The sequence below is a fragment of the Bradyrhizobium zhengyangense genome, assembly GCF_022012435.1.
In the GTDB taxonomy this organism is placed as follows: Bacteria; Pseudomonadota; Alphaproteobacteria; order Rhizobiales; family Xanthobacteraceae; genus Bradyrhizobium; species Bradyrhizobium zhengyangense.
In genome coordinates this window covers 82413-107981 of sequence record NZ_JAKLUA010000001.1, presented here as the reverse complement: position 1 = coordinate 107981, position 25569 = coordinate 82413, and the positions used below count along the sequence as shown (strand labels likewise).

At 64.5% G+C, this 25569-nt stretch carries 20 protein-coding genes; 1 reads left to right on the top strand and 19 read right to left on the bottom strand.

Going from position 1 to position 25569, the window contains the following annotated elements; genetic code table 11:
• Window positions 1-6: 6 nt before the first annotated feature.
• The 16 genes from fabZ to L6637_RS00445 all read right to left on the bottom strand — a co-directional run bounded on the left by fabZ (window position 7) and on the right by L6637_RS00445 (window position 20877).
• Window positions 7-468 carry a 3-hydroxyacyl-ACP dehydratase FabZ gene (gene fabZ / locus L6637_RS00520; protein ID WP_237862005.1) on the bottom strand — a complete coding sequence of 154 codons (462 nt, stop codon included), beginning with the start codon at window positions 466-468 and terminating at the stop codon, window positions 7-9.
• Window positions 465-1532 carry a UDP-3-O-(3-hydroxymyristoyl)glucosamine N-acyltransferase gene (lpxD, locus tag L6637_RS00515; RefSeq protein ID WP_237862003.1) on the bottom strand — a complete coding sequence of 356 codons (1068 nt, stop codon included), beginning with the start codon at window positions 1530-1532 and terminating at the stop codon, window positions 465-467. Before lpxD ends, fabZ begins: the two co-directional genes overlap by 4 nt.
• A 149-nt stretch (window positions 1533-1681) precedes the next feature.
• Window positions 1682-4216, bottom strand: coding sequence for an outer membrane protein assembly factor BamA (bamA, locus tag L6637_RS00510; protein WP_237862001.1), 2535 nt, complete (start codon window positions 4214-4216; stop codon window positions 1682-1684).
• Between the two features lie 174 nt (window positions 4217-4390).
• Complete coding sequence (gene rseP, locus L6637_RS00505; RefSeq protein WP_237861999.1) at window positions 4391-5542, bottom strand: RIP metalloprotease RseP; 1152 nt, start codon at window positions 5540-5542, stop codon at window positions 4391-4393.
• 44 nt (window positions 5543-5586) lie between these two features.
• A complete protein-coding gene (dxr, locus tag L6637_RS00500; protein WP_237861997.1) occupies window positions 5587-6810 on the bottom strand; it encodes a 1-deoxy-D-xylulose-5-phosphate reductoisomerase in 1224 nt (407 codons plus the stop codon).
• Between the two features lie 4 nt (window positions 6811-6814).
• Window positions 6815-7657, bottom strand: coding sequence for a phosphatidate cytidylyltransferase (locus tag L6637_RS00495; RefSeq protein ID WP_237861995.1), 843 nt, complete (start codon window positions 7655-7657; stop codon window positions 6815-6817).
• Complete coding sequence (locus L6637_RS00490; protein ID WP_237861993.1) at window positions 7654-8412, bottom strand: isoprenyl transferase; 759 nt, start codon at window positions 8410-8412, stop codon at window positions 7654-7656. The genes L6637_RS00495 and L6637_RS00490 overlap by 4 nt, the downstream gene beginning before the upstream one ends.
• An 11-nt stretch (window positions 8413-8423) precedes the next feature.
• On the bottom strand, window positions 8424-8987 hold the full coding sequence (gene frr / locus L6637_RS00485) for a ribosome recycling factor (protein WP_128951567.1): 564 nt from the start codon (window positions 8985-8987) through the stop codon (window positions 8424-8426).
• 67 nt (window positions 8988-9054) lie between these two features.
• Window positions 9055-9771 (bottom strand): UMP kinase, encoded by a 717-nt coding sequence (pyrH, locus tag L6637_RS00480; RefSeq protein ID WP_237861991.1) that lies wholly within the window; start codon window positions 9769-9771, stop codon window positions 9055-9057.
• A gap of 60 nt (window positions 9772-9831) precedes the next feature.
• Window positions 9832-10755, bottom strand: a complete 924-nt coding sequence (tsf, locus tag L6637_RS00475; protein ID WP_237861989.1) for a translation elongation factor Ts — start codon at window positions 10753-10755, stop codon at window positions 9832-9834.
• Between the two features lie 135 nt (window positions 10756-10890).
• Window positions 10891-11880, bottom strand: a complete 990-nt coding sequence (locus L6637_RS00470; protein WP_237861987.1) for a 30S ribosomal protein S2 — start codon at window positions 11878-11880, stop codon at window positions 10891-10893.
• A 209-nt stretch (window positions 11881-12089) separates the two neighbouring features.
• Complete coding sequence (locus tag L6637_RS00465; protein WP_237861986.1) at window positions 12090-14534, bottom strand: caspase family protein; 2445 nt, start codon at window positions 14532-14534, stop codon at window positions 12090-12092.
• Window positions 14535-14696: 162 nt separating this feature from the next.
• A complete protein-coding gene (locus tag L6637_RS00460; protein WP_237861984.1) occupies window positions 14697-15437 on the bottom strand; it encodes a carbonic anhydrase in 741 nt (246 codons plus the stop codon).
• Window positions 15438-15538: 101 nt separating this feature from the next.
• Entirely contained in the window at window positions 15539-16069 is a 531-nt protein-coding gene (locus L6637_RS00455; RefSeq protein ID WP_237868787.1) for a DUF2846 domain-containing protein, read from the bottom strand.
• Between the two features lie 117 nt (window positions 16070-16186).
• Window positions 16187-19690, bottom strand: a complete 3504-nt coding sequence (gene dnaE / locus L6637_RS00450; protein ID WP_237861980.1) for a DNA polymerase III subunit alpha — start codon at window positions 19688-19690, stop codon at window positions 16187-16189.
• Window positions 19691-20157: 467 nt separating this feature from the next.
• Entirely contained in the window at window positions 20158-20877 is a 720-nt protein-coding gene (locus L6637_RS00445; RefSeq protein WP_237861978.1) for an outer membrane protein, read from the bottom strand.
• A 629-nt stretch (window positions 20878-21506) separates the two neighbouring features.
• Between L6637_RS00445 and L6637_RS00440 the strand changes: the two genes are divergently transcribed.
• On the top strand, window positions 21507-22766 hold the full coding sequence (locus L6637_RS00440; RefSeq protein WP_237861976.1) for a COG3904 family protein: 1260 nt from the start codon (window positions 21507-21509) through the stop codon (window positions 22764-22766).
• Window positions 22767-22801: 35 nt separating this feature from the next.
• On the opposite strand, the gene L6637_RS00435 is transcribed toward L6637_RS00440, so the two are convergent.
• From L6637_RS00435 to L6637_RS00425, 3 genes are all read right to left on the bottom strand, one after another.
• Window positions 22802-23734, bottom strand: coding sequence for a dihydrodipicolinate synthase family protein (locus L6637_RS00435; protein ID WP_237868785.1), 933 nt, complete (start codon window positions 23732-23734; stop codon window positions 22802-22804).
• 103 nt (window positions 23735-23837) lie between these two features.
• A complete protein-coding gene (locus L6637_RS00430) occupies window positions 23838-24668 on the bottom strand; it encodes a DMT family transporter (RefSeq protein ID WP_237868784.1) in 831 nt (276 codons plus the stop codon).
• A gap of 97 nt (window positions 24669-24765) precedes the next feature.
• Window positions 24766-25302 (bottom strand): TetR/AcrR family transcriptional regulator, encoded by a 537-nt coding sequence (locus tag L6637_RS00425; RefSeq protein ID WP_237868783.1) that lies wholly within the window; start codon window positions 25300-25302, stop codon window positions 24766-24768.
• Window positions 25303-25569: the final 267 nt, after the last annotated feature.

Below are 25569 nucleotides of genomic sequence, written 5' to 3'. Positions count from 1 at the left end.
CCGTTCTCAATCGGTCAACATGGCTCCGACGTCGGCCTCGGCGACGACCTGGCCGTTGACCTTGGCGTCACCGTGAAACCACCACATCGCCTTGCGGCGGCCGAGCGAACGCATGTGATACTCGATGGTGTCGCCTGGAAGCACGGGCTTGCGAAACTTGCACTTGTCGATGGTGAGGAAATACACCGCGCGCGGCTTCTCGGTGCCCTCGACCGACTTGATGCCAATCACACCTGCGGTCTGCGCCATCGCCTCGATCATCATGACACCAGGATAGACCGGACGCTCCGGGAAATGCCCCTGGAAGGCCGGCTCGTTGAAGGTGACGTTCTTGATGCCGATACCGCTGTAATCGGCGCGGATGTTGATCACCCGGTCGATCAGCAGCATCGGAAACCGATGCGGCAGGGTCTGGAGGATCGCATTGATATCCACCAGCGCAAACTTAACAGGTGATTCCTCCGTCATTCCCGTCCCTCGTCCTTCGGATCGGCCTTGCTGTCGCGTACCAGGCGCTCCACCGCGATGATCTCCTTGAACCATTGTTTGGTCGGCTTGGCGAAATGCCCGCCCCAACGCCCCCCCGGGGGGATGTCGTCCTTGACCGCGCTCATGGCGGTCACCTGGGCTCCATCGCCGATCTTGAGGTGATTGTTGATACCAACCTTCGCTCCCAGCGCCACGTTGTCGCCGATGGTCAAGCTGCCCGCGAGCCCGATCTGGGCCGCCAAGAGGCAATTCCGGCCGATGGTCACATTGTGGCCGATCTGGACCTGATTGTCGATTTTCGTACCCTCCCCGATCACGGTGTCGCGCAGGGAGCCGCGATCGATGGTGGTGCCGGCGCCGACTTCCACATTGTTCTGGATCAGCACACGACCGGTCTGGGGCACTTTCAAATGGCCCTCGGGGCCGAAGAAGATGAAGCCATAGCCGTCCTGGCCAATCGAGCAGCCGGGGTAGATCAGCACGTTGTTGCCGATCAGCGCGCACTGGATGGCCGTACGTGCGCCCACATTGCAATCCCGGCCGATCTTGACGCCTGGACCTAGGACCACGCCCGCCCCGATCACAGTGCCACTGCCGATCTCCACGTCAGGACCGATGACGGTCAGCGGCTCGACGATGACGTCGTCCTCCAGCCGTGCCGACGGGTCGATGATGGCCGATGGCGCGATGCCGTCGTTGCCGAACCAGGACTTTGGGCGCAATGCGTCCGCGTGCCATTCCCGGGCGATCCTGACGAAGGCCCGGAACGGCTGCGCCACCCGCAGCACGGCCGTATGCGCGGGCACCTGCGCCTCGAATCGCGGGCTCACCAGACAGGCGCCAGCCTTGGTCGCCTTGAGCTCATCGGCGTATTTGAGGTTGTCGAAGAACGCCAGATGCATCGGACCGGCTTCGTCCAGCGAAGCGAGACCCGTGATGACATGACCGCCCCTGCTCGGGTCGACCAGTTGCGCCTTTGTCAGCGTGGCGATATCGGCCAGCGCCGTAGCAGGCGGTTTCTTGAAGAAGGTCGGCTGCGCCATTCCACCCCGTCGCGGTCCGGCTTCGGCATGAAGCGGTCAGGCCGCATCATGCCTTATCTCACGGATTGAGCACGATCTTTTTGGCGGCCGGCCCCAAGGAATTCCTGGAGGAATTCCCAAAGCGGCCGGCTCAAGCCCTGCTGATCGAATTAGAACGAAGTGCCGCCGCCGAACCGGAATTCCTGCGTACGGTCGTACTTGCCCTTGGTGAGCGGCACTGCGTAGTCGAAGCGCAGCGGACCGAACGGTGAGGCCCAGATCAAGCCGACACCAACCGACGACCGGATAACCTTGCTGTCGTCGTAGACGAGGCCAGTACAGGTTCCGGCGGTGTTCGGATTGATCGTCGACGCGATACAATTCGAGTTCTTGGTCGTCGTGGTTTCGCCTGTCAGCGTCCAGGTCGTCGGGCCCTGGTAGTCATACAGACCGCCGGCATCGGCATAGACCGCGCCCTTCAGACCGACTTCCTTCGGCAGGAACCAGAACGGCATCTGCAATTCGAGCGAGGCGCCCCAATACTTGGTGCCGCCGAGCGCGTCCTGCGTGTCGTACGGGTTGATGTCGCGCGGGCCGATGCCGTTCGGCGCGAAGCCGCGAACGAGGTTCGGACCCATCTGGAAGTGATCGAGCATGCGCAGATCTTTGCTGCCGATCTTGTTCAGGACACCGCCCTGGAGATGGACGAGGCCGACCAGGTCCGACACCAGCGACTGGTAGTACTTCGCGTCGAGGGCGGTCTTCAGATAGGAGACGTCGCCGCCGACGCCGGCGAAGTCCTGCCGGAAGTCGACCAGCAGACCGTCGGTCGGGTTCTTGTTGTTGTCGAGCGTGTTGTAGGTCAGCGTGTAGCCGAGCGCCGAGGTCAGCGTCTTGCCGTTCGCAAGCTCCTTGCGGACCGGCAGCGAGGCCTCGCCGTCGCTGTAGCAACCGAGGCCGTTGGTCGAGCTCAGATCAATGCCGTTGAGGGCAGCATAGGCCGGGCTCGGGTTGAACGCGCCCGAGGTCGGGACGTTGTTACAGTTCGCCAGATAGGACGGCAGCGTGATTTCCTGCCGGTAGATCGAGTAGCGCAGCTGCAGCGACAGATCCTCGCGCAAGGCGAAGCCGAGACGCGGCGAGAAGCCGAGCGTCTTGGTGCCGTAGGAGATGTAGCTGTTGGACAGCTGCTGGCGCTGATAGAGGTCGAGGCCCAGCGCGACGCGATAGTCGAGCAGATAAGGCTCGACGAACGAGAGCGAATAGCCGCGCGCATACTGGCCGTAGGTGACCGACGCCTTGGCGAACAGGCCGCGGCCGAGCAGGTTGCGCTCGGAGACGGAGACTTCGGCCAGCGCACCGTCCGTCGTGGAGTAACCGCCCGAGACCGAGAAGTCGCCGGTCGACTTCTCTTCGAGATCGACGACCAGGACCACGCGGTCGCTGGACGAACCCGGCTCCGTCGTGATCTTCACGGTCTTGAAGTAGTCGAGGTTCTTCAGGCGGCGCTCGGCGCGGTCGACCAGCGCACGGTTGTAGGCATCGCCCTCGGAGATGTCGAACTCGCGGCGGATCACGTAGTCACGGGTACGGGTGTTGCCGCGAATGTTGATGCGCTCGATGTAGGTGCGCGGACCTTCATCGATGTTGAACACGACGGCGACGGTGTGCGCATCGAAATTGCGATCGCCGGCCGGACGCACCACCGCGAAGGCATAGCCGCGGCGCGAGGCCTCGATCTGCATCTCCTCGACCGACTTCTCGACCGATTCGACATTGTAGAGCGAACCGACATTGACGCGCGAAAAAGAGCGCAACGTGGTTGGGTCGAAGTTCGGGATGGTGGAGCGGAAATCGACGGTGCCGACGCGGTACTGCTGGCCTTCCTCGATCTTGAAGGTGACGTTGAAGCCCTTCTTCTCCGGATCGTATTCGGTGAGCGCGGCGACGACCTGAACGTCGGCGAAGCCGTTCTTCAGGTAGTAGCGGCGAATCAGGTCGCGGTCGGCCTCGACGCGATCGGGGTCGTACACGTCGCCGCTGCCGAGGAAGCTCAGCAGATTGGTTTCGCGCGTCTTGATGACGTCGCGCAGGCGGTAGGACGAAAACGCGTTGTTGCCGACGAAATCGATCGACTTGACGCCGGTCTTGGCGCCTTCGTTGATCGTGAAGACGAGATCGACCCGGTTGTTCGGTTGCTCGATGATCTCGGGCGTGACGGTCACGTCATAGCGGCCGGAGCGGCGATAGATTTCGGCGATTCGCAGCGTGTCCGACTGCACCATGGCGCGGGAGAAGGTACCGCGGGCCTTGGACTGCACTTCGGCGGTGAGCTGCTCGTCCTTGATCTTCTTGTTGCCCTCGAACGCGATGCGTCCGATCACCGGGTTTTCCACAACGGAGACGACGAGCTGGCCGCCAGCGCCACGGTTGATCTTCACGTCCTGGAACAGGCCGGTCTCGATCAGCGCCTTGAGGCCATCATCGATGGCGCCCTGATCGAGGCGCCCCCCGGGGCCCGGCTTGAAATAGGAGCGGATCGTCTCCACCTCGACGCGGCGATTTCCTTCGACGGAAATCGACTGCACGGTCTGAGCGAGCGCAGACGAAGACACCAAAACAGCCCCAACCGGGGCAACCACCGGCGCGCCGAACATGATCAGGGTTGCGAGCAAGCCCCCCCGGAGTCGCAGTCCAAACTTCATGCGCAACGCGCCCTTATCAACTTACCAGACCCAACCCCAAAGCCGGTCTGGGAGATTCCCCAAGTTCTAGCCGCTTGTAGCCAATTTCCCCGACATCGCAAACGGCAGCTGACAGGGTAATTTCAATTTCATTCCAAGACGTTGCTCAACAGCAACGCCACAAAAAAGCCCCGATCAGGAAGCGGCCATCCGCAGGATGTCGTTGTAGGTGGCAAACACCATCAGCATCAGCACCAGACCGAGCCCGATTCGGAACCCCATCTCCTGAGTCCGCTCGGACAGCGGACGGCCGCGGACGATCTCGGCCGAGTAGAACAGAAGGTGACCGCCATCGAGCAGCGGAATTGGGAACAGGTTCAGCAGGCCGATCGAAACCGACAGCACCGCGCATAGATTGATCACGAACTGGAACCCGGCGCTGGCCGCCTGTCCCGACATCTTGGCGATGCCGAGGACGCCGCTGACCTCGTTCGGATTGCCCTGCCCGATGAACAGCGAGCCCAGGAACTTGAAGGTGCTGGTGATGATGAACCAGACCTGCTCGACCCCGATCTTGAGCGCCTCGCCGACACCGACCGGCGAGGTCGAGGCCTCACCGGCCTGCGATTTGTGTTCGACACCGAGCACGCCGACCTTGTGACTGTTGCCAAACGGATCCTTGCGCTCGAGCAGCGCCGGGGTCGCGGTCAGGGACACCAGCCCGCCGTCCCGCTTCACCTCGAAAGCCAGGGCTGAACCTGCGCTCGTCGCCACGATCCGTTGCATATCGGCAAAGCTCTCGATCGGCTTGCCGTCGATCTGCACGACGACGTCGCCGATCTTGAAGCCGGCGGCGGCCGCGGCACCGTCGGCGACGACGCCGTCCACGCGGGCGATCGTGCTCGGCTTGCCGTAATACAGGGCCATGCCTGCGAAAATCAGGGCGCCGAGAATGAAATTGGCGACAGGTCCGGCGGCGACGATGGCGGCGCGCGGGCCGACCTTCTTGTGGTGGAAGCTGCCGGCGCGCTCCTCCGCCGTCATCGCCTCCAGCGTCGCGGCCGACGGCGTCGAGGCCTCGCTCTCGTCCCCGAAGAACTTGACGTAGCCGCCAAGCGGGATTGCCGAGATCTTCCAGCGCGTGCCGTGGCGATCGTTGAAACCGACCAGCTCAGGTCCGAACCCGAGCGAGAAGGTTAGCACCCGAACGCCCGCCCAGCGCGCGACCAGGAAATGGCCGAGCTCATGGAAGAACACGACGATGGTCAGGACGAAGAGGAAGGGAACGACGTAGCCGAGGAGCCCATGGCTCAACGTATTGAAACTATGGGTAAAAAAGTCGATCATCGAATTCCCTCATCCAGCGCCGCAAGGCCCTGGCCCCGAACTGTCTAGGATGCCTTTAAGGCAATTTGAGGCAATAGGGCGGCAGCTTTATTTCGCGCAACATGGTCAACGTTTATTGCATCATCCGCTGACGTCATGGGGCCTTGGTTCCCGCTCCGGATCCAGTCCTCCAGCGTCGCCTCGACCAGGCGGGCGATGGCACCAAAGCGGATCTTGCCGGCGATGAAGGCCGCGACCGCGACCTCGTTGGCGGCGTTGTAGACGGTGGTCGCCCCCTTCCCGGTCCGGAGCGACTCGAAAGCCAGGCGAAGCCCGGGGAACCGCTCGAAGTCGGGAGCCTCGAAGGTCAACTGGCCGATCTTGGCCAGATCGAGCTTGGCCGCCGGTCCCTTGATCCGGTCGGGCCAGCCAAGGCAGTGGGCGATCGGCGTGCGCATGTCGGGCGAGCCGAGCTGGGCCATTACCGAGCGGTCCGAAAACTCGACCATGCCGTGGATGATCGACTGCGGATGCACCAGCACGTCGATCTCGTCGGGCGAAAGCGCGAACAGATAGGACGCCTCGATCACCTCGAGGCCCTTGTTCATCATCGAGGCGGAGTCGATCGTGATCTTCTGGCCCATGCTCCAGTTCGGATGCTTCAGGGCCTGCTCGAGCGTCGCCTTCTCGATGTCGGCGGGTTTCCAGGTCCGGAACGGGCCACCCGATGCCGTGATGATGACGCGGACCAGCTCGTCGCGATTGCCCGATGCCAGCGCCTGAAACAGCGCATTGTGCTCGGAATCAGCAGGCAGAATGCATGCGCCGGCTTTCGCCGCGCGCTGCATGAAGAAATCACCGGCGCAGACCAGGCATTCCTTGTTGGCGAGCGCGACATGCGCGCCACGATCGACCGCAGCCAGCGCCGGCTTCAATCCCGCCGCGCCGCTCACCGCGGCCATCACCCAATCGGCCGGGCGCGCGCCTGCTTCGATCACCGCGCTTTCGCCGGCGCCGCATTCCGTGCTCGTGCCCGCAAGAGCAGACTTCAGGTCGGCAAGCTTGGTGCTGTCCGCAATCGCGACGAAGCGCGCGGAAAATTCCTTCGCGAGTTTTGCAAGCGCTTCGACATTGCTGTTCGCCGTCAGCGCCTCGACGCGATAGCGCTCGGGCGAAGCGCGCAGCAGATCCATCGTGCTGTCGCCGATCGAGCCGGTGGCGCCGAGGACCGTGACGCTGCGGATGTCGGTCGCAGCAAGCTTGTTATTACGCAATGGGACTGCGCTCATATCCTCACCAAACCATAAGACCGCTTCCGGCGCTATGCACACCATGGCGGAGGAAGCCGATAATCCATGCCACCAGGATGGCGGCGACAAAGCCGTCCAGACGGTCCAATAGCCCGCCATGGCCGGGAATTAAGTGACTGGAATCCTTGACGCCGAAGCGTCTTTTCACAGCGGATTCAAACAGGTCGCCTGCCTGCGAGACCACCGACAGGACGGCACTGACGGCGAGCAGTGGAACCGCCTTTCCGATGCCGAAGGCCGCGAAGCCGCCCGCAACGGCAAGGCTCGCCGCAAAGCCGCCGAACGCGCCGGCCCAGGTCTTCTTCGGGCTGACGCGCGGCCAAAGCTTCGGCCCGCCGATACCACGGCCGGCAAAATAGCCGCCGATATCGGTCGCCCATACCACGAGCAGCACGAACATCAGCGCGGTGAAGCCGTGCACGAGATCCTTCCGCACCAGGATCGAGGCCAGCAGCGCCGCGGATGCATAGGCAAATCCGCTCGCGGCCCAGACGAACTTGCCGCGCGCGATCAGCGTCACGATCGCGCCGCCGATAAAGCCGACAATGACGGCGGTCTTCAGCGCGCCTGCGGCAACGCACAAGCCCATCATGGCAATGACGATGGTCCCTGCCCCGGTCAGCGCGGTCGAGCCTGCGCCCACCACCGTCAGCCATTCCGTGAACAGCCCGATCGACACCAGGGTGACGAGCAGCGCCCACAGCCAGCCGCCGGCATAGGCGAGCGCGAGCGTGATCGGCGCCAGCACCAGCGCAGCGAGAACTCGCATCACCAGATTGCTCGGGGCCGGCGTCGTGCCCGCCGGTGCGGCCTCGGGTTCGCTCACGAGGCTGATTTCGCGACCAGGCCGCCGAAACGGCGCTCGCGCCTGGCGAATTCGGCGACCGCGCTTTCGAGCGCCGCCTTGTCGAAATCCGGCCAATGGACCGGCACGAAGACGAGCTCGCTATAGGCGGCCTGCCACATCAGGAAGTTGGAGAGGCGCTGCTCGCCGCTGGTGCGGATGATGAGATCTGGATCGGGAATGTCGGGCGCATCGAGATGGGCGCCGAGTGCGTCGGCGTCGATCGTTTTGGGATCGCGCGTGCCGTCGGCGACTTCGCGGGCGAGTTTCTGCGCGGCCTTCGCGATCTCCTGCCGCGAGCCGTAATTGAAGGCGACGACGAGCGTGAGGCGCGTGTTGTCGCGCGTCAACTCCTCGGCCTCGTTGAGGAGCGCGCAGATGTCGCCCTCGAGCCCGGCGCGCTCGCCGATGATGCGCACCTTGACGCCGTCGCGATGCAGGCTGGCGAGATCGTTGCGGATGAAGCGCCGGAGCAGTCCGAAGAGATCGCCGATCTCGCTTGCCGGGCGCGACCAGTTCTCGGACGAGAACGAGAAGATGGTGAGATAGCGGATGCCGAGCTCGTGTGAGGCCCGCACCACGCGCCGCAGCGCTTCGACGCCGCGGCGATGGCCCTCGGCCCGCGGCAGACCGCGCGCGGCCGCCCAACGCCCGTTGCCATCCATGATGATGGCGACATGCGCAGGCACATCGGACCGATCAGGTCCGTCCGTTGCGGGCGCGGCGGCGTTGGACATCGAAAAAGGCCTTAAACGGTGAGGATTTCTTTTTCCTTGGCGGCCAGCAGCTGGTCGATCTCGGTGATGGTGCCGTCGGTGGCCTTCTGCACCTCGTCGGCGTGACGCTTCTGGTCGTCCTCCGACATCTCGTGATTCTTCTCGAGCTTCTTGAGGACATCGAGGCCGTCGCGGCGGACGTGACGCGCGGCGACCTTGGCGGCCTCGGCATATTTGTGCGCGACCTTGACGAGCTCCTTGCGGCGCTCCTCGTTGAGTTCAGGGATGCGCAGGCGCAGCACCTGGCCTTCGGTTGCCGGCGACAGGCCGAGATTGGAATCGACGATCGCCTTTTCGACGGCCTTGACCATCGACTTGTCCCAGACCTGCACCGAGATCAGGCGCGGCTCGGGCACGCTGACGGTGGCGAGCTGATTGAGGGGCATGTGACTGCCATAGGCGTCGACCTGCACCGGATCGAGCATCGAGGCCGATGCACGGCCCGTGCGCAGGCCACCGAGTTCGTGCTTGAGGGATGCGACCGCGCCCTGCATGCGGCGCTTCACTTCGTTGAGGTCGAAATTACCCGTGGCCATCACGCTTCTCCTTCAATAGTCCGGCGACCTCACCGCACCCCTCCTTCGGGGCACCAAGACGAGCCCGTCAGCCGGCGACAACAGTCCCGTGGCCGATGCCGCGCAGAATCGCGCCGATCGAACCGGGCTCCGCGATCGAAAATACGATGATAGGCAGCGACGTCTCGCGGGCAAGTGCGAAGGCGGTCGCATCCATCACCTTGTAGCCGCCTTCGATAGCCTGCGAATGCGTCAGCCGGTCGAACCGCTTGGCCGACGGGTCCTTCTTCGGGTCGGCCGAGTAAACCCCGTCGACATTGGTGGCCTTCAGCACCGCCTCGGCGCCGATTTCTGCGGCGCGCAGCACGGCCGTCGTGTCCGTGGTGAAGTACGGATTGCCGGTGCCACCACCGAGCACGATGATTCGACCCTCGGCGAGGTATTTGTGCGCCGCGGTGCGCGTGAACAGCTCGGAAATCTCGGGCATGACAAACGCCGACAGCGTCCGCGCCGGCGCGCCCTTGCGCTCGATGGTGGCTTCCAGCGCGAGGCAGTTCATCATGGTGGCGAGCATGCCCATGGTGTCGCCGGTCGTGCGGGAGACGCCGCGCGAGGAGACCTCGACGCCGCGGAAAATATTGCCGCCGCCGATCACGACCGCCACCTCGCATCCGAGCTGGCGGGCCGCGATCAGATCATCCGCAACCCGGTCCATGGTCGGCTGATCGATGCCAAACCCCTGCTGTCCTGCGAGATATTCGCCGGATAGCTTGATCACGACGCGACGATAGACCGGATCAGTCATGAGCACTTTCCTCGTCCGGGCGCCGCTTCCGGCGGCACGCCGGAAGGAACGTTCCGGCGCTTACTTCTTGCCGCTGGCCGCCGCGACCTCAGCCGCGAAGTCCGATTCCTGCTTCTCGATTCCCTCACCGAGAGCATAGCGCACGAAGCCCGCGATCTTCACGGCGCCGCCGACCTTGCCCTCGGCTTCCTTCACCGCCTGCGCCACCGACTTGCCGGTGTCGTGGATGAAGGCCTGCTCGAGCAGGCACACTTCCTTGTAGTAGGTCTTCAGGCCGGACTCGACGATCTTCTCAATCACGTTCTCGGGCTTGCCCTGCTGGCGATATTTGTCGGCGAGCACGTCCTTCTCGCGCTTGACGACGGCCGGATCGAGACCGGACGGGTCCAGCGCAAGCGGGTTGGCGGCGGCGACATGCATCGCGATCTGGCGGCCGAGCGCTGCGAGCTCGTCGGCCTTGCCGGGCGATTCCAGCGCCACGATCACGCCCATCTTGCCGGCACCGTCGACGACCGCACCGTGGACGTAGCTCGACACCACGCCCTGGCTCACTTCGAGCGAAGCCGCGCGGCGCAGCGTCATGTTCTCGCCGATGGTCGCGATCGCGTCGTTGATCGCGGCTTCCACCGTGACGTCGCCGACCTTGGCGGCCTTGATCTTCTCGACATCGGCGCCGGCGTCGAAAGCGACCTGGGCGACCATCTTGACCAGGCCCTGGAACTGGCCGTTACGCGCGACGAAATCGGTCTCGGAGTTGACCTCGACCACGACGCCCTTGTTGCCCTTGGTGAGCGCGCCGATGAGGCCTTCGGCCGCGACGCGGCCCGACTTCTTGGCGGCCTTGGACAGGCCCTTCTTGCGCAGCCAATCCTGCGCAGCTTCCATGTTGCCGTCGTTCTCGGTCAGCGCGGCCTTGCAGTCCATCATGCCTGCGCCGGTGGACTCGCGCAGATCCTTGACCATCGCAGCAGTGATCGTTGCCATCGTTGAAAATCCTTCTTGCCTGCCGGTTTGCCGCGGCGTGGCTCCAATTGCCCCGCCGCGGTCCATCTCAGGAATTCGCGTCAACTGAATGAAATGGTGGCCGGATCCGGTCCGGCCAACCCATCGCCGTTTTGACTATTCCGCTTCCGCGGTCAGCGCCTTGGCCTTGGCCACCCAGGCATCCGCGCGGCTCGGCAGACCGACTTCTTCGCCGATCGTGTGTGCGGTGTCGTGGTCGAGCTCAGCCAGCTGCCAGAAGTGGAAGATGCCGAGGTCGTTGAACTTCTTCTCGATCGCGCCCGACACGCCCGGGAGCTTCTTGAGGTCGTCGGCGGTGCCGCGCGGACCGGCAAGGCCCTGGAAGCCAGCCGTCGAGGGCAGCTCTTCGGCGACCGGACGAACCGAAGCACCGACGTCGATGCCGGAATCGCCCTGGGCGCGTCCGATGCCGTCGATTGCGGCACGCGCGATCAGGTCGCAATAGAGCGAGATCGCGCGACCGGCATCGTCATTGCCGGGCACCACATAGGTGATGCCCTTCGGATCCGAATTGGTATCGACGATCGCGGCGACCGGGATGTTGAGCCGCTGGGCTTCCTGGATCGCGATGTCTTCCTTGTTGGTGTCGATCACGAAGATCATGTCGGGCAGACCGCCCATGTCCTTGATGCCACCGAGCGAGCGGTCGAGCTTGTCGCGCTCGCGCTGGAGCGTCAGGCGCTCCTTCTTGGTGTAGGAACTGGCGTCGCCGCTGGCCAGCACTTCGTCGAGGTGACGCAGGCGCTTGATCGAGGCCGAGATCGTCTTCCAGTTGGTCAGCGTGCCGCCGAGCCAGCGCGAATTGACGAAATACTGCGCGCAGCGCTTGGCCGCATCGGCAACGCCATCCTGCGCCTGGCGCTTGGTGCCGACGAACAGGATGCGGCCGCCCTTGGCGACGGTGTCACTGACGGCCTGAAGAGCCGTGTGCAGCAACGGCACGGTCTGAGCGAGGTCGACGATGTGGATGTTGTTACGGGTGCCGAAAATGAACGGAGCCATTTTCGGATTCCAGCGGTGAGACTGGTGACCAAAGTGCACGCCAGCTTCGAGCAGCTGACGCATAGTGAAATCGGGTAGTGCCATCGTTCTAATTCTCCGGTTGGTTCCTCCGGAAGCGTGTGAGCAAAACGGAGCGATGTCGCCCCGGCTGCCACCGGACGGCCTTGTGAGCCATGCTTCCGTGTGAGATGGCGCGCTATATAGCGCCATTTCGGCCAGAAGCAAGGAAATAAGGGCCTTTCGGGGCTTTTACCGCTCGCGAAAGGCCTTTTTCGGGATTTGCGCCCTGTCCGCTAGCACTTGGGCTGGTTGGGCGGACACTTTTTCGCCGCTGGCGGCGGTGCAGGCGGTCGTGGCGGCGGTGCGGCCGGACGCGGCGGCGGGGGCGGCGCGACCGCCATTCGCGGCGGCGGCGGTGGGGGCGCCGGCCTGGCCACGGGCGGCGGCGGCGGAGCGGGCCGTGCGGCTGCAACCGGCGGGCGCGGTGGCGGGGGCGGCGCGGCCACCCGCGGCGGCGGGGGCGCTACCCGCGGCGGAGGCGGCGCCACGTGTGGCGGAGGTGGAGGCGTCGGCCTTGCGAGCGCCTGCGGGTGCGGCGCCGGCGGCGGCGGCCTTGTTACCTGCGCGGGCGATGGCGTTGCGGGCCGCTGGCCCTGCGGCTTGATCGGCTCGTGCGCGGCGACGGGCGGCGACGGCTGCGTCGGCTTTCCATTGGTCACATTGGTCGTGGTCACGCCCGGCTTGCCTGCCGGGGTCGTGGTCGGCGGCGTGACGGGCGGCTCATGCGCCAGTGATTTGGCATGCGGATCCGGCGCGCCCGTCGGCGGTGTTTGCGCCACGGGCGGCTTGGAAGCCGGCGTGGTTGCGGCGTTGGCCGGAGCAGTTGTGGTGGTGGGCGCGGCCGACGTAGCGGGATGGGCCGGCGGCTGGCCACTGGCCGGCGCATTTGCCGTCGGCGCCAGTTTACCGTTGGGGGCCTGGGCCGCACCGGCTGGCGCGGCCGGCGGGTTCTGGAAGCCCGGCAACGCATGGCCGGGCGCCGCCGTAGACGGAGTGACCGCGGTCGGCGTCGCGTGAACCTGCATCACCTTCATCGCCGCCGGCTTTGCCGTGGGGTTGCTGACGAGCGCCGCCTGGCTCGGCTTGAGCGGCTGGTTCGGATTGGCCTGGATCTGTTGCGCCTGCTGCTTCACGACCGTCGGCACCTGCGTCATCCCGCTCGGGCGCCCCGGTCCGTTGGCGGCAATGGCTGCGGCCGCAGCCGCGTTGCCGGCCGGCAGCGGCGCCGGTGGCTGGTTGATCACGGTGTTGATGACCGTGGTGTTATGAATGTTGTTGAAGATGATGTTGTTCGGCGGCGGCGTGACATAAACCGGCGGACTGTAGAACGCCGGGATCGGCACGAAGACCGGCTGCGGCAGCACGAACAAGCCGACCACCGGCAGCGGCGGCGGCAGCACCACGAAGTCAGGCGGCGGCGGCGGACAGAAATAGATCGGCGGCGGCGGCGGCGGCACGAAGTCGAACACAGGATCGCTGAAATATAGCACCGGACGGTCGACATAGACGACCTCCTCCGGCGGCGGCGGCGGCACGTCATAGTCCATCATCGCGAAAGTCGGCGGCGGCTCGAGCGGCGCGGTCAGGATTGCGAGCCTGCGCCTTGCATCGCCCGCATGCGGCCCGCGCGGATAGCGGCGCAGATACGACCAATAGGCATCCGGCGTGTCGGCGCGATAGGACCGCCGCCAGGTGATCGCCTCGCGGCGCGCCGCGACGATGGCCATCACGCGCTTGGCCAGGGGATCGCCGGGATAGGCTGCGAGAAAATCCTCATAGGCCGGCAGCGTGTCGCGCTCGAGCGCGGCGGCATAGGCATCCTGCACGCCGAGATCGCGAATCGGCCTGTTGCGGATCGCCGCGACCTGGTCGGGCGCGGCCGCTGGCGGCGGCGCGTCGGGAGCGCGATCGAAGAAGGTGAACTGTGCGGAGACCTTCTGGTCGTCCCACGGCACCTGTGCGCCTTTCGAGGACTCATTGACGCGCAGGCGGACACGGTCGAACACCTCAGGCAACGACAGGCCGCCGGTGCGGATCATCTCGGCAAGCGACTGCGCATAGATACCGTAGGGTCCCGGCTCCTCTGGGGCCACCGTGCCCGGCGCCGCATTGAAGGCGATCAGCATGTTCGGATCCGGCTCGACCAGCGCCAGTCCGCTCGCGATCGGCTGCTGGCCGCCCTCGACGAAGGGCTGCGCCCGCGCGGCGTCGAGCACGATGATGTTGGCCTTGAGCTGGATGGCGGCAAGCTGGCGGGCATAGTCGCTGAGGCGAAGCGCCTCGGTCGGAATGTCGGTGTCCCGCGTGATGTTGGAGTCGACGGGGATGAAATAGTTCTCGCCGGCCAGCTGCACGCCGTAGCCGGACAGATAGATCATCGCGACGGTGCCGGGTCCCGAGGCCTGCGCCTTCTGGATGAAGTCACGCAGACTCTTGCGCAGCGTGTCGCCATCGAGATCGCGCGCGCCGACCACGTCGAAGCCCGCGGCCTGCAGCGTCTGCGCGATCAGGCCGGCATCATTGGCGGTGGTTGCCAGCGGCGACTTGGAATAGGCGCCGTTGCCGACCACGAGCGCGATGCGCTTTTCCTGCTGCTGCGCGCGCGCCGGAGCAATCACGCCTGCAACAAGCAGGATCGGTAGAAGGAAGCAGAGGAAGGCCTTGTGTGTCCCGCGCATGGCTTGCTGCCCATTATTGTTGTTGAGTGTCCACCACGCATCAGACGCGCGGCCGTCTGAACGGCACTTGAACGAAAGGCTCGGATTGAGGCGGCGCCATGGCATCTGCCGATCCCGCCAGCTCGCGTCAGCTCCGCGTAAGCTTCCGCCTATGCCTTTGCCTTAGCCTTGCGCGATCAGATCCACTGTTCCCGTCGAGAGCCGGTAGATGCCGCCGGCGATCTTCAGCTTGCCCTGCTCCACGGCCGCGTTGAGGATCGGCGCCGCCGCCTTCAGCTTCGCGACATTGTCGATCACGTTCTGGCGGATCGCCTTGTCGAGCGTGTCCCCGCCCTGTTGCATCGCGGCCTTTGCAGCCGGCGCAATCGCATCGACCAGCGAGGGGATATGTCCCGGCGGCGGCTTGTCGTCCTTGATCGCCTTCAGCGTTGCATCGACCGCACCGCAAGCGTCATGGCCGAGCACGAGGATCAGCGGCGTATTGAGCACCGCGACCGCGTATTCCATGCTGGCGATGGTCTCGGTGCCGGCAAAATTGCCTGCGACACGGCAGACGAAGAGATCGCCGCGTCCGGTGTCAAACGCGTACTCCGGCGCGATGCGCGAGTCGGCGCAGCTCAGCACTGCCGCGAACGGATTCTGCCCGCCGGCCAACGCCTCACGCTCGTGCTTGAAATCGTGGCGCCGCGTGACGCCGTCGACGTAGCGGGCATTGCCGTCCATTAGCCGCTTCAGCGCCGCGTCCGGCGCCAGCACATTCTGCGGCTTGGGCGGCGCCTTGTGCTCCTTGGCGAAGGCGCGATCGGCGAAGACGGTGCCCAGCACAGAGGCTCCGAGCAGTATCGCAGACCGGCGTGAAGGCACTGCATGATTGGAGCGATCTTCAGGGCATTGGTCGCACATGATTGGTCTCCTCGACCGTTCCGACGGGATCAGCGCAGACGCGCTATCTTACATCCCTGCTGCGACGACGTCACGAACCCCGGAGTCGCCCTGCTCCGCACCTACTCGGCCTGGGCCAGCTTCAGCTCGGCGATCGTCGTTCGTGCCGCCGCTTCATCCAGCGCCAGGAAATCGACGGGCCCCTGGTTCTTGTAGCCGGAGGTCATTGCGAGTGTGAGACCATAGCCCAGCAATCCCGTACTGGCATTTGCGATCACGGCGTTCTTGCGTTCGCTCACGCGGGCGACGAAAAACAAGGTCTCCCCCGAACGCGCAGTAAACTCGACGTGCGTGACGCCGGGAAAGCCTGCCTCCTCCGCCACGAACCAATGCAGACCTGCCGGACGATCAGCATAGACGTAGGTGCCGGTCTTCAGCCCCGAGAGCGGCGTGCCATCAAGCTTAAATCCCCAGCCCGCATCGGCAAGACCGCCATAACCCTTTTCGCGAAGCACAACGATGCGCGCCTGGCCCGCTTTCGGTGGCCCGATCTTCCGCAGCGTGTCCGCATAATCCAGCCCGCTTCGAGCAGTCGTCTCACAGCCGCACAGCAACGCCGCAGCCACGAGCAGCACCAGTCCACGCAACAACATCACGCCCCCGAACTTTATTCCCCGAAGGCATGCTAGCCGGAAACATCGTCTGGTTGCAACGGCGTGTTTGCGTTTACCGCGCCCGCCGGGCTCACGCGCAATTGCGCGGCAGCACGGCTATATCTGCTGCACATCCACCACGCCGGCCACCGCCTTGATGGCACCGGCGATCTGCGGCGAGACCTTGAAGCGCCCGGGCAGCTTCATCTCGACCTCGGTCTCGAGGTCGAGCATCATCACCAGCGAGACCTCGCCGTCGCCGTTGGAGCGCGGTGCGATGCCGGGGCTGCCGATTTTTGGTGCGGCGGCATTCGTGCCTGCGGCTTCGGGGCCGGCCAGGCGCTTGGCGATCGAGTCCAGCGGCTTGGTATCGCGCACGAAGATGCGCAGGCCCTTCTGTGTCTTGGCGGCAGCGTCATCGAGCGGCTCGGCATGCAGCACGCGGGCGCGGACGTCCTCGCCCTGCAATTCCGCACCGAGCTGCAGCAGCACGGCCGCGCCCGGCTCCAGCACATCGCGATATTGTGCAAGGCCTTCGGAGAACAGCACGGCCTCGAAATGGCCCGTGGGATCGGACAACCCCATGATGCCCATCTTGTTGCCGGTCTTGGTGCGCCGCTCCATGCGCGATACCACCGTCGCTGCAACCTTGCCCGCGGTGGCGCCGGTCTTCACCGCGCGCGAGAATTCCGCCCACGACTGCACCCGCAGCCGCTTCAACACGGTGGCGTAATCATCGAGCGGATGGCCCGACAGGAAGAAGCCGACGGCGTCGTATTCGCGGCGGAGTTTTTCGGCCGGCAGCCACGGCTCGATCTGCGGCAGCATGATGGTCGGCGCATCTGCCGCCATGCCGAACATGTCGTTCTGGCCGCTGGTCTCGGCCTGATGCGCGCGCTGGCAAGCGGCCAGAATCGAATCCGCGCCGGCGAAAACACGGGCGCGGTTCGGCTCCAGCGTGTCGAAGGCGCCGGCGGCAGCGAGACTCTCGATGATGCGCTTGTTGATCGCGCGCGGATTGACGCGTGCGGCGAAGTCGGCGAGCGAGGTGAACAGGCCGCGCTTGGTCCGCTCCTCGATGATCTGGTCGATGGCCTGGATGCCGACGCCCTTGAGCGCGGCGAGCGCGTAATAGATGACCTTGTCGCCGACCTCGAAGGTCGCGCCGGAGCGGTTGATGTTCGGCGGCTCGACCTTGATGCCGAGGCGCTGCGCCTCGGAGCGGAATTCGGAGAGCTTGTCCGTATTGTTCAGATCGAGCGTCATCGACGCTGCGATGAACTCCACCGGATAATGCGCCTTCATGTAGGCGGTGTGGTAGGACACCAGCGCGTAGGCCGCCGCGTGGCTCTTGTTGAAGCCGTAGTCGGCGAACTTGGCGAGCAGTTCGAAGATGGTCTCGGCCTGCCCCTTCGGCACGCCGTTCTTCACCGCGCCCGCGACGAAGATGTCGCGCTGCTTGTCCATCTCGGCGCGGATCTTCTTACCCATGGCGCGGCGCAGGAGATCGGCGTCGCCGAGCGAATAGCCCGACATCACCTGCGCGATCTGCATCACCTGTTCCTGGTAGATGATGACGCCGAAGGTCTCCTTCAGGATCGGCTCGAGCACGGGGTGCAGATATTCCGGCTCCTCGTCGCCGTGCTTGCGCGCGCAATAGGTCGGGATGTTCGCCATCGGGCCCGGGCGATACAGCGCGACCAGCGCGATGATGTCCTCGAAACGGTCGGGCCGCATGTCGACCAGCGCGCGCCGCATGCCCTGGCTTTCAACCTGGAACACGCCGACCACCTCGCCGCGCGCCAGCATCTGGTAGCTCTCGGCATCGTCGATCGGCAGCGTGGCGAGATCGACATGGATGTCGCGCGGCTTGAGCAGCTTGCAGGCGACGTCGAGCACGGTCAGCGTCTTCAGGCCGAGGAAGTCGAACTTCACGAGGCCGGCCGGCTCGACCCATTTCATGTTGAACTGGGTCACCGGCATGTCGGATTTCGGATCGCGGTAGAGCGGCACCAGCTCGCTCAACGGACGATCGCCGATCACGATGCCGGCCGCGTGGGTCGAGGCGTGACGGGTCAGGCCTTCGAGGCGCTGGGCGATGTCGAAGGCGCGCGCCACGATCGGATCTTCATCGCGGAAGGCCTGCAGCTTCGGCTCGCTCTCGATCGCGGCCGCGAGCGTGACAGGCGCCGCCGGATTCTGCGGCACGAGCTTGGTGAGCTTGTCGACCTGGCCGTAGGGCATTTGCAGCACACGGCCGACGTCGCGCAGCACGCCGCGGGCCTGCAGCGTACCGAAGGTGATGATCTGCGCGACCTGATCGCGGCCATAGCGTTCCTGGACGTACCTGATCACCTCGCCGCGGCGATCCTGGCAGAAGTCGATGTCGAAGTCCGGCATCGAGACGCGCTCGGGATTGAGGAAGCGCTCGAACAGCAGGCCGAACTTGATCGGGTCGAGGTCGGTGATGGTCAAGGCCCACGCCACCAGCGAGCCTGCGCCGGAGCCGCGGCCGGGGCCGACCGGAATGCCCTGAGACTTCGCCCATTTGATGAAGTCGGACACGATCAGGAAGTAGCCCGCGTACTTCATGCGCAGGATGACGTCGAGCTCGAACGCCAGACGCTCGTTGTAATCTTCCTCGCTCGTGCCCTGCGACAGTCCGTGCACGCGCAGGCGATTGGCGAGCCCCTCCTCCGCCTGCCGCTTCAGCTCCGCCGCCTCGACCGCGGCCGCGTCCGTGCTTGCCGCGGCACCGACCGTGAAGAACGGCAGGATCGGCTTGCGCGTCATCGGGCGGAACGAGCAGCGCTCGGCGATCTCGACGGTGGATGCCAGCGCTTCCGGAATGTCCGCGAACAGCACCGCCATCTCGGCGCGGGTCTTGAAGCGGTGATCGGGCGTGAGCTGCTCGCGCTCGCTCTCCGCGATCAGCCGGCCGCCGGCGATGCAGAGCAGCGCGTCATGCGCCTCATAATCGTCGGTCGACGCGAAATACGGCTCGTTGGTCGCGACCAGCGGCAGGCCTTTGGCGTAGGCGATGTCGATCAGCCCGCTCTCGATGCGCCGTTCCTTGTCGACGTTGTGGCGCTGCAGCTCGACATAGAGGCGATCGCCGAACAGGCCGGCGAGACGCTCGCAGCGCGCGGCCGCAACCTCGGCCTGGCCGCTCGCCAGCGCCAACGAGATCGGGCCATCAGGGCCGCCGGTCAGCGCGATCAGGCCTTCGGTCTCGCCGTCGAACCAATCGAACTTGATGAACGGCGCGTGGCTGTCAGGGGATTCGAGGAAGGCGCGCGAATTCAGCCGCATCAGGCTGCGATAACCGCGCTCCTGCGCTGCCAGCAGCACCACGCGCGAAGGCGGCAGCGCGTTGCGCGCGCTGGGATCCTGGTCGCCGAAATCGATCGCGAGTTCCAGGCCGACGATCGGCTGGATGCCGTAGCCTGCCATCTTGTCGGAGAATTCGAGCGCACCGAATAGATTGTCGGTATCGGTCAGCGCCAGCGCGGGCTGGTGGTCCTTCTTCGCGAGCTCGCCGAGCTTGGCGATCTTGATCGAGCCCTTGAGCAGCGAATAGGCCGAGTGAACGTGAAGGTGGACAAATCCGGCGCTCGGCATGGTCGCGTAACGGCCTCTTGCAGATGAGATGGAGCGGTCGCCGGCGTCGGGATCATCATCCACTCGCCATTGGAGTACCCTTGCCGACTCGCCTCACAATGGTGGGGGCTCGCCGCGCCAGAGTCCACGCTGTAGCTGCCGCTTCGCCGTCTCATCCCGGTTTTCCCCAAGGGGCCTGGAGCTGCGGGATCACAGCTGCGGTATGACCTGAGCCCAGATCGCGATCATCCCGACAAACAGTGCGATCGACGTCAGTGCAGCGGCTTCTTCCACGAAAATCCTGAACATGGCTTGCTCCATCACCAGAACGTATGAGGAACATTGTTCTCATTTCGTTCTATGGAGTCAAGCAAACTCAGGCGCTTCAAAATGAAATGGTTAACTCGCTGAATCCACGCAACAAAAAGCCCCGGCGCAAGGCCGGGGCTTTCCACAATCGCCCGTTCCAGAGCGATTATTCTCAGTACTCAGTACTTGGCGATGACCGGGCCACCGAACTTGTAGTTCAGGCGGACGAGGCCCATGTCGACGTCCTGCTTGATGTGGTCGGTCTGGAAGCCGGCGAAGGTGACATCCTTGCCGGACAGGAAGATGTGGTTGTACTCGACGCCAACCGACCAGTTCGGAGCGAATCCGAACTCCAGGCCCGCACCGACGGTGCCGCCCCAGCGGGTGTCGCTGACCGAAGCGAAGGTCGTGCCGGCGGCGCGCAGCTCGTTCTTGGTGCCAACCACAGCCGCACCGCCCTTCACGTAGAGCAGGACGTTGTTCCAGGCGTAGCCGACCTGACCGGTGAGCAGACCGAACGAATCGATCTTCGAGCGATCGGTGAAGCCCGTCACAGCGCTGAGATTGTCGCCCGAGAAGTCAGCCCAGTTGCCCTGGCCTTCGAGACCGAACACCCACTGCGCCGACTGCCAGCGATAGCCGACCTGGCCACCGACCGTGCCGCCCGTGGCGTTGTGGGAACCTTCACCGGCCACCAGCGGAGCGGTCTGATCCCAGGTCGTGTGCGCCGAAGCGCCGCCGCCGTTGATACCGATGTAGAAGCCGCTCCAGTCATAGACCGTGGCGATCATCGCCGGCGCCTTGGTGTAAGGACGCGCAGCGAGGTCAGCAGCCAGCGCCGGCGCAGTCGCGCTGATCGCGACAAGGCTCACAGCAGCGAGCAACAAATTCTTGTTCATTTGAATCCCGTTCCAGTTTCGTCGTTAGGCCCCCGGGCCGTGGCGACGTCATAACAGTGATCGACGGAATTGCTGTAACTCCGACGCAACAGTTCACGCCAAAGGGCCCGGTTTCATTACCGAGTGTTTAGCAACGCGTGCGTGGAAACCCTTTGAAACAAGAGTGTTCAGCGATTCCAGCGTTGAAGCTGCGCATTGCGTTGGGAACCCGCGTAACGACGCCGCACGCACGATTCTGTGATTGGAAAAGCGAAGCGCGTTTTCTCTCCGCATTGCTGCCACATTGTCGCACGCGATCGCCACATTTGCATCACCTCGCGTGCGAGCACGTGACGCGCTGCTCTTATTGCCAAGGCGGAACGCGCAAGGACGGCGCGATCACGACCGCGCTCTCCTCGCCTCGTTGCGCCAGATCATCACAGCGCAACAGCGCTGAAGCGTCCAAGGGCGAGATGCGAATTGCGTGGGACTTCTCCATGAAGGCGCGCAAACAGTCTGCGCGCATCTCAACCGGGAGGGCCGCGGCCACATCGCATCACAGCGCGCCAGCGTGCCACTAAAAGTTGTGGCGGCTCCGATCGTCCTGTAACGTTGGCTCACGTCCTTCATCACATCGGCTTCCTCATTCCATGCTTGTCCGCGTTCTGCTCCTCTTGGCCTCCCTGACGATTCCCACTGCATTGTGCGCGGAGCAGACGGCGGCCGAGAAAGCCGGATTTGCCTCCAATCTGACGATCTATCTTGCGAAGGGCGCACCTGGCGCATGCGGACCGGGCTGCGACCGCTGGATCGCCATCGAGGGCGAGATCGACGCGAACGCGGCGTCGCGCGTTCGCCGCTTCCTCGCCGGCGTCAAGGACACGCAGCGCCCGATCTACCTGCATTCGCCCGGCGGCAATGTGGAGCAGTCCTATGTCATCGGGCGGCTCCTTCGTAGCCGCAAGGCGGTTGCCCGCGTCGGCCAGACGATTGCAACAGCGTGTGCCGCAGGCACGCAGGTTGACGCCGCCTGCCTGAAGGCGAAGAACGCAGGCGGCGAGATCGAGGCCGAGCTCACCACCTATCATGCGATGTGCAACTCGGCCTGCGGCTACGTGTTTCTCGGCGCGACATCGCGCGAAGTGGCGCCCGACGCTGCGCTGGGGGTTCATAATTCTCGGCTCGTCTTCGCGATTCACGGCCATCCGCCCGAGGCATTGCTCGCCGAATTCAGGCAGCGTCGGACCGCAAGCGCCGACCACGAGCGCGCGGCCTATATCGTAGCGATGGGCATCAGCCGCGAGCTTGACGATCTAATTCATAGTGTGAAGTTTGAAAACCTGCACATGCTGACGCGCACCGAGCTCGACAGGTTCAACATCGACAAGCGGCCCTTGGCCGAGACGATGTGGCGGCTGGTGAAGGGAGCCCGGCCCTATATCAGCAAGTTCGCGACGCTCAGAAGCGACAACGGCCCGTCGTTCCGAACCATGGAATGGCGCCTGTACTGCGACAGCAAAACTCGCGTGCCGCTGATGTTCGCGGCCGAGATCGACGAGACGGCGAGCGGCCAGCGCACCATCATGATGACGGCGGATGCCGCCCCCACCGAGGAAGCGGGAGGACGTCCGCTGCGGTCAGGCAAGTACGAAGTGTGGAGCGGCTCGCTCGATTTCGGCAGGTTCAGAGCGGTCATGGCGTCCCGCGCCCTGCATGTCCGTGAGACCACGCAGAAGCCGGACGAAACGGCAGACACGGCAAAGTTCGACATCGACACCACCGGCCTGCCTTCGGCCTGGACGCAGCTCGAGGAAACATGCCCACCGGCGACGACGAGCCAGAAGCCCCCTTGGCCGGCAATTCCTCCGCCGAAGACCACGGCAACACCATCGGCCGCGCCGTCGCCCTGACTCCATCGAGATTCCGGCGGTCTCGTGCGCCCTGCTCAGCGCGTCGCCGCGATTCTCGCGCGGAACGACTCCTGTCCCTCGACGATCTTGTCGATCAGTGCATCCAGCGCCCAGAACCGCTCGCGGATGTCGAAGTCGACCGCCCGGCTCTCGATCCAGGAAAAGGTGCCGAGCCGCTGGTGATAGAGTTTTGCCAGTTTCGGATAGCCCATAGGCTCCGCCATCGCAGCGAGCGCCAGATACACCGAAAGCTCGGTCGCAAGCTGCGGATGCTTCTGGTGCCGCGTCAACAGCCATTTGTAGAGATCCGGGTGGAAGTTCGTGAACACGCCGGTAAAGCCGGGAGCGCCCGACTTCATCGCATCGAAGGCGATCGCCGCATTGGCATTGACGATGGTCAGCGGCGAGCCGCTGGTCAGCTTGACCCGGCGTTGCACGGTCGGCAAATCACACGAGACGTCCTTGAGAATGGCAAAGCGGCCGCTGTCGGCGCAAAAGGCCAGCTCGTCGTCGGAAAGCAGTCGGCGGAACGGCGCCGGGCATTCATAGAGGCCGAGCGTCATGTCCTTGGGCAGCCGGTCGAGCAGCCAGGTCAGATTGGCGGTGAAGTCAGTTCCCGCCGGATCGCGCGAGGCGAGACGGTTCGTCACCAGCACCAATCCGTCGACGCCAGTCTTCGCGATCGACGACAGCTCAGCGAGCTGGTCTTCCCTGGAATCGCTGATATGGCCTGAGGCGATGACCGGAAGCCGGCCGGCCGCGGTCTTGGCGACAAACCGCGCCAGCGCGACGCGCTCGTCCAGCGTCAGGAACTGCATCTCGCTCGACTGGGCGACCGCAAACAAAGCGTCGGCACCATTGGCGACATACCATTCGATCAGCCGTTCGAGGCCGGAATAATCGATCGTGTTCGCTTCGGTGAACGGCGTCAGCATCACGGGAATGATGCCCTTGAGGGCGATGGTCACAGGCGAGCTCCAAACGATATCTGATAGTGCCGACGAACCTACCCCGAAACGTCGTCGTTTCGCAAAGAGGCTCAGTGGACAAGGTCCTTCGCCGCTGTCCCTCTTACGGACGAGAGGCCGCTCGCACCTGTGTCATGGCAACACCTGATATCGCGAGCAGCCCGCCGACGACCAGCTTTGGCGTCACGTGCTCACCGAGGAACAACACACTCGATATCAAGGCGAACACCGGCAGCAGCAGGCCGAACGGCGCAACGCGGCCCATGGAGCATCGGGCGATCAGCCAGAACCAAAGGCCGAATCCGACAATCCCTCCGATGAAGATCGTGTAGGCCAGCGCCAGCCAACCACGTTCATCCGCGACGACGAGGCTTGCGAGCTGTCCATGCTCGAGCAGCAACGACATCACCAGCACCTGCGGCACCGTGAGCAGCGACGACCACCCCATCAGCATCAGCGGATCGAAAGGGCCATAGCGCTTGGTCAGGACGTTGGACACCGCGAACGCGAATGCGGCTCCGACCACGAGCAGCAGCGGAAGCGCGTTGGCCGACAGGCCCGGCCCCGCAGCGAGCACGGCCACGCCGGCGAACGCGATCACGACGCCGCCGGAGGTGGTGAGCGACGGCTTCTCCGCCAGCAGCGGCCAGGCCAACAGGACGGTGAAGGGCGGGGCAAGCTGGTACGCGACGGCCGACAGGCTTCCCGAGCCGAGCCCGAGACCGACATAGAAGAGCCCGAAATTCAGTCCGCCGAGGAACAGCGAAATGGCAGCGACGGGACCGAATTGTTGCCGCGTCGGCCGCCTGACGAAAGGAACGAGCAGCAGCGCGATGACCATAAAGCGCAGTGCGAGGAAGAAGAGCGGCGGAAATTCCGTCACGCCGACCTTGATGACCACGAACTGATAACCCCAGAGCAAGGGGACGGCCACGGCACAGACGACCTAGATGGTCGACATGGCACCGTTACTTTCAAGACCATTCGGTCCAGATATTGACGTGCGACCAGCGGGAGCGTCCATGGCGTGTTTACCTGATGAAGCGATCGAGCAAAGCGTCAACGGTGGCTTGCGAAATGACCCGTGTCGGAGCCGTTTTCCCGACCACCCGCATGCCCTCGACGAAACAGACGATAATTCGTGCGGCACTCGAAGGCTCGACGCCATCGGCCAACTTGCCCGCGGCCTTCGCACGGGACAGTGCATCAGCCACCCTCGCCTCCATGGCTTTGAAAAAGCTCGCGATGCGACGGTCAACCTCGGCATCGCGGCCAGCCAGCTCCATGGCCGTGGCGACCAGCAGGCATCCGCGCCGACCATTGGCGCCGCTGTTGCGCTCGACATAGCCGGCGAAGTACGCCCGCAAGCCGTCGACCGGCTCTCTATGAGGGGCAAACTCGACGTCCATCCGAGCGAGGGCATCGGCAATGTAGCGATCAAGTGCACGCAGAAAGAGCGAGTGCTTGTCACCGAAGGCGGCATAAAGGCTGCCGCGCGAGAGCTTGGTCGCCCGAAGAAGATCAGGCAGCGCCGTGGCGTGATAGCCGCGCGTCCAGAACACATTCATCGCGCGTTCGACGGCAGCCTCCGTGTCGAACGTCCGGGGACGGCCACGGGGCAACGGCTCTGAGGTCTGGCGGCGCATAGGCACATATATAGACTACTCGGTCTTTAAATGGCAAGAACCATTCGCCCTGGCGTTTCTACTCGTTGTTCAAAGGCCGACGCGAGTTGCTGCAATCCCGCGTACCCCCCGCTGGCGCATGTCCGCGGCCCCGCCACTGGTTCGAATGACGAACCTGCTCCGAAACTTCGTGGTGTCGCAAAACGGTTC

Bases quoted from the DNA above. Each gene is read 5' to 3' on its own strand.
- L6637_RS00455 (WP_237868787.1), bottom strand. From the start codon at position 16,069: ATGTTGTTGCGTGGACTGGTGCTGCTCGTGGCTGCGGCGTTGCTGTGC.
- L6637_RS00465 (WP_237861986.1), bottom strand. From the start codon at position 14,534: ATGCGCGGGACACACAAGGCCTTCCTCTGCTTCCTTCTACCGATCCTG.
- bamA (WP_237862001.1), bottom strand. From the start codon at position 4,216: ATGAAGTTTGGACTGCGACTCCGGGGGGGCTTGCTCGCAACCCTGATC.
- L6637_RS00460 (WP_237861984.1), bottom strand. From the start codon at position 15,437: ATGTGCGACCAATGCCCTGAAGATCGCTCCAATCATGCAGTGCCTTCA.
- dxr (WP_237861997.1), bottom strand. From the start codon at position 6,810: ATGAGCGCAGTCCCATTGCGTAATAACAAGCTTGCTGCGACCGACATC.
- L6637_RS00470 (WP_237861987.1), bottom strand. From the start codon at position 11,880: ATGGCACTACCCGATTTCACTATGCGTCAGCTGCTCGAAGCTGGCGTG.
- L6637_RS00445 (WP_237861978.1), bottom strand. From the start codon at position 20,877: ATGAACAAGAATTTGTTGCTCGCTGCTGTGAGCCTTGTCGCGATCAGC.
- L6637_RS00425 (WP_237868783.1), bottom strand. From the start codon at position 25,302: ATGAATGTGTTCTGGACGCGCGGCTATCACGCCACGGCGCTGCCTGAT.
- fabZ (WP_237862005.1), bottom strand. From the start codon at position 468: ATGACGGAGGAATCACCTGTTAAGTTTGCGCTGGTGGATATCAATGCG.
- rseP (WP_237861999.1), bottom strand. From the start codon at position 5,542: ATGATCGACTTTTTTACCCATAGTTTCAATACGTTGAGCCATGGGCTC.
- dnaE (WP_237861980.1), bottom strand. From the start codon at position 19,690: ATGCCGAGCGCCGGATTTGTCCACCTTCACGTTCACTCGGCCTATTCG.
- lpxD (WP_237862003.1), bottom strand. From the start codon at position 1,532: ATGGCGCAGCCGACCTTCTTCAAGAAACCGCCTGCTACGGCGCTGGCC.
- L6637_RS00490 (WP_237861993.1), bottom strand. From the start codon at position 8,412: ATGTCCAACGCCGCCGCGCCCGCAACGGACGGACCTGATCGGTCCGAT.
- frr (WP_128951567.1), bottom strand. From the start codon at position 8,987: ATGGCCACGGGTAATTTCGACCTCAACGAAGTGAAGCGCCGCATGCAG.
- pyrH (WP_237861991.1), bottom strand. From the start codon at position 9,771: ATGACTGATCCGGTCTATCGTCGCGTCGTGATCAAGCTATCCGGCGAA.
- tsf (WP_237861989.1), bottom strand. From the start codon at position 10,755: ATGGCAACGATCACTGCTGCGATGGTCAAGGATCTGCGCGAGTCCACC.
- L6637_RS00440 (WP_237861976.1), top strand. From the start codon at position 21,507: ATGCTTGTCCGCGTTCTGCTCCTCTTGGCCTCCCTGACGATTCCCACT.